The 3,697-nt window shown below is 66.0% G+C and carries 4 protein-coding genes; all 4 read right to left on the bottom strand.

Annotated features, from left to right (window positions below; all coding sequences use genetic code 11):
* Nucleotides 1-73 precede the first annotated feature (73 nt).
* Nucleotides 74-1,225, bottom strand: a complete 1,152-nt coding sequence (locus CF68_RS28565; protein ID WP_035825582.1) for an ABC transporter substrate-binding protein — start codon at nucleotides 1,223-1,225, stop codon at nucleotides 74-76.
* A 290-nt stretch (nucleotides 1,226-1,515) separates the two neighbouring features.
* The gene (locus CF68_RS28560; protein WP_035825581.1) at nucleotides 1,516-2,277 is read right to left on the bottom strand and encodes a TSUP family transporter; all 762 of its coding nucleotides are present in this window, start codon (nucleotides 2,275-2,277) and stop codon (nucleotides 1,516-1,518) included.
* A 69-nt stretch (nucleotides 2,278-2,346) separates the two neighbouring features.
* A complete protein-coding gene (locus tag CF68_RS28555) occupies nucleotides 2,347-2,778 on the bottom strand; it encodes a hypothetical protein (protein WP_235205914.1) in 432 nt (143 codons plus the stop codon).
* Nucleotides 2,779-3,215: 437 nt separating this feature from the next.
* A partial coding sequence (locus CF68_RS28550; RefSeq protein WP_035825579.1) for a branched-chain amino acid ABC transporter permease occupies nucleotides 3,216-3,697 on the bottom strand: 482 nt, incomplete at its 5' end.

Here is a 3,697-nt window from a genome sequence, read left to right as displayed (position 1 = left end):
GCTACGCCGGCGAAACAGCAGCGCTTGCCAAGAGCGACACCCAACCGCATAGCGCCACGCCGCCCCCCAATCTTCACTTAGTCAGCAACTTCCACTTCCCATCAACAATCTGCACCATCACCCGCGCGCGCTGATCGAAGCCAAGGTGGTCGGTGGCACTCATGTTCATGATCCCATGCGACACCGGCAGGTTCTTGGTCTGCTCCATCGCATCGCGCAGCGCCTTGCGGAATTCCTTGGTGCCCGGCTGGCCCTTCTTCAGCGCCTCAGGGATGGCGTGCTGCAGGATCAACCCCGCATCCCATGCATGACCGCCGAAGGTCGAGACCTGGCCGCCGAAGGCCTTCTCATAAGCAGTCTTATAGGACATGGCCGGCTTCTTCACCAGGTTGCTGTCGGGCAGTTGCTCAGCCACCAGCAGCGGGCCAGCCGGCAGGAAGGTGCCTTCGCAATCCTTGCCGCACACGCGCAGGAAGTCGGCATTGGCCACACCGTGGGTCTGGTAGATCTTGCCCTTGAAGCCACGCTCCTTGAGCGTCTTGGCCGGCAGCGCCGCGGGCGTACCCGAGCCTGCGATCAGCACGGCGTCGGCGTTGGCGCTCATCATCTTCAGCACCTGGCCGGTGACCGAGGTATCGGTACGGGCAAAGCGCTCGTTGGCGACGACCTTGATCTTGCGCAGCTCCGCCACCTTGGCGAATTCCTGCGCCCAGCTGTCGCCATAGGCGTCCGCGAAGCCGATGAAGGCCACCGTCTTCACGTTGTTGTTGGTCATGTGCTCGGCAATGGCGGTCGCCATGTGCGAGTCATTCTGCGGCGTCTTGAAGACCCAGGCGCGCTTGGCGTCCATCGGCTCGATGATGCGGGCCGAGGCGGCCATGGTGATCATCGGCGTCTCGTTCTCGGCCACCACGTCCACCATTGCCAGCGAGTTCGGCGTCACGGTGGAACCCACCACCACGTCGACCTTGTCTTCGCTGATCAGCTTGCGGGTGTTCTTGACCGCGGTAGTGGTGTCGGAGGCATCGTCCAGCACGATGTACTCGATCTTCTTGCCCGCGATTTCCTTGGGCATCAGCGTGAAGGTGTTCTTCTCCGGAATACCCAGCGATGCCGCCGGACCCGTCGCCGACACCGTCACCCCGACCTTGACCTGTGCCTGGGCTGCACCGGCAACCAGGCTCGCTGCAGCGATTGCCAGCAGGCTGGCGCGCTTGAAATCCATCTTGTCTCCTCGGTTCCTGAAACGGAAAGGCATCCGTCCGGCGTCCACCGGCGATGCCCGTTTTTGGATCGACCCCTCGGGTCAACACAGGCACATCGCCGGCACCTGCGCTACAGCCAGGAACGACGCGAGGCCGCTCCCCAATTTCCCCGCCCGCACCACTCCCCCGGATAGGCGCGCTCCGGACATTCACCGACCGCTCGGTCGGGAATTCGGATCGAGTCTAGCACAGCGACTTGGCGCGAAAAGGGAGGATTAACCCGCATCGCGAGCGCCGCCCGGCCTCGCCATCAGCGCAGGAACGCGTCCCAGGCGGTCTTCAGGATCAGCGCGCTCACCACCACGATAAACACCTTGCGCACGAAGGCGCTGCCGTGGCGCAGGGCCAGCTTGCTGCCCACCTGGCTGCCGGCGATGTTGGCCACCGCCATCACCAGGCCCAGCTGCCACCAGATATGGCCCTTGCTGGCCAGCAACAGCAGCGCCGCCAGGTTGGTGGCAAGGTTGACCACCTTGGTCGAGGCCGCCGCGTGCAGGAAGTCGTAGCCGAACACCCGCACGAACGCGATCATCAGGAAGCTGCCGGTGCCCGGACCGAACACGCCGTCATAGAAGCCGATGGCAGCCCCGGCCAGCAGCGCCGCGACGCGCTCGCGCGACCCCGACAGCGTCGGCGCGTGTTCCGTGCCCAGGTCCTTTTTGGCCACGGTGTAGACCAGCAACACCACCAGCACGAACGGCAGCGCCTTGCGCAGCGGCTCGGCCGGGATCTTGGTCAGCGCCCAGGCACCGGCCATCGAGAAGATAAGGGCCGCCACCACCGCGGGTGCCGTCGCGCCCCAGTAAATGCGCACGCTGCGGCCGTAGCGCAGCGCCGCGTTGGCGGTGCCCGCGATCGAGCCCAACTTGTTGGTGCCCAGCAGCGTGGCCGGCGCGATATTCGGATAGGCCGAGAACATCGCCGGGATCTGTACCAGGCCGCCGCCGCCGGCGACCGCGTCGATCAGGCCGGCGAGAAAGGCGGCAACCGCCAGGAATGCGAATTCCGTCATTGCAGGAAGCAGGGAAGCGAAAAGGGAAAGATCGGAGGAGATCGGTGCGGGCAGCCGGGCGGCGCTGGTTTAGCCCAGCACCTTGGCCGCAGGCACCAGGCTGCGGTGCCACATGCCGTTGCCATGTCGGCTGAAGCCCGGCGGCGCGCCGCCTTGCCCTGCCACCAGCCCCGGCGCCAGCAGCGCGTGGCGGATTCCGTGCGCGCGGCCCCAGTCGGCCAGCGTGGCGCAGCAGGCCTCAAGGCAGGCACGGCGGGATCCGGCGTCCAGCCCGGGCCGCACCCACCACTCGATGCCGCAGGCAGCCAGGCCGGCAAGCTCCAGGCTCGAGAGTAGCGCCACCGGCAGGCACGCCAGCAGATCGTGCGGAGCCTGCGCGTCGTCCACCAGCAGGCAGATGCCGCGACCGGACTGGGCCAGCAGCTCGTCCAGCATCAGCCGGCGCGCGCGCGCGGCGGGCACCGGCAGTGGCTGCGCCGTAGCCAGCCAGGCCTCCAGCATGGCAGCGTCGGCGCCTAGCCCGAGGCGTACCAAGCCCTGCGGCGCGGGTGCGTCAGGACGATCCGGAACGGCTGGGGAGTCGGGGGAATCAGGGGCGGCAGGCATGGCGGGCAATGAGAGCGCCCGCATTGTCGCATGTGGAGGATGGCCAGGTGACGCCGATGCGGCCTGGGTGCCCCATGATGGGGCGAAAGCGCCACAGGAGGGGTTGGGAAGCCCAAATGAAAAAAGCGTTGCCGAGGATCACCCGGCAACGCCCTTTATTTATAACGCTGCTACCCGACACCGGGTGCGCGCCTGTCGTCTCCTCGCTTCCGCCTCCATTTAACCTGCGAAAACCGTATATGGAATGTAACGAAGCGGTGCATCGAGGACAAGCTAGAAAAAACCCTAGCCCCAGAATCGGGCATGTCGACCCGCGGTCACTCCTGCCGGGTTTATTCCCGCTTGCCCGAGTGGCCCCCGAAGCGCGCCAGCAGCTCGCCCATGATGCCACGGCGGAAAGTCAGCACGCAGATCACGAAGATCACGCCGGTCACCATCGTCACCGACTCGCCCAGCGTGCCGAACCAGGAAATACCGGTGACCGACGCCAGGAAGTTGCCGATGTCGCCCAGCTTGTTCTCCAGCGCGACCACCACGAAGGCACCGACAATCGGGCCCGACAATGTGCCCAGGCCGCCGACCAGGGTCATCAGGATGACCGAGCCCGACATCGACCAGTGCACGTCGGTCAGCGTCCCGAAGCCCAGCACCAAAGCCTTGATCGAGCCGGCCAACCCCGACAGCGCCGCCGACAGCACGAAGGCGGTCAACTTGAAGCGGTCGACGTCATAGCCCAGCGAGATCGCGCGCGGCTCGTTCTCCTTGATCGCCTTCAGGATCTGGCCGAACGGCGAATGCACCGTGCGCACGATCA

It is taken from the genome of Cupriavidus sp. SK-4 (genome assembly GCF_000611125.1).
In the GTDB taxonomy this organism is placed as follows: domain Bacteria; phylum Pseudomonadota; class Gammaproteobacteria; order Burkholderiales; family Burkholderiaceae; genus Cupriavidus; species Cupriavidus necator.
This window is presented reverse-complemented; position numbering and strand designations above follow the sequence as displayed.

Bases quoted from the DNA above. Each gene is read 5' to 3' on its own strand.
- CF68_RS28565 (WP_035825582.1), bottom strand. From the start codon at position 1,225: ATGGATTTCAAGCGCGCCAGCCTGCTGGCAATCGCTGCAGCGAGCCTG.
- CF68_RS28560 (WP_035825581.1), bottom strand. From the start codon at position 2,277: ATGACGGAATTCGCATTCCTGGCGGTTGCCGCCTTTCTCGCCGGCCTG.
- CF68_RS28555 (WP_235205914.1), bottom strand. From the start codon at position 2,778: ATGCTGGAGGCCTGGCTGGCTACGGCGCAGCCACTGCCGGTGCCCGCC.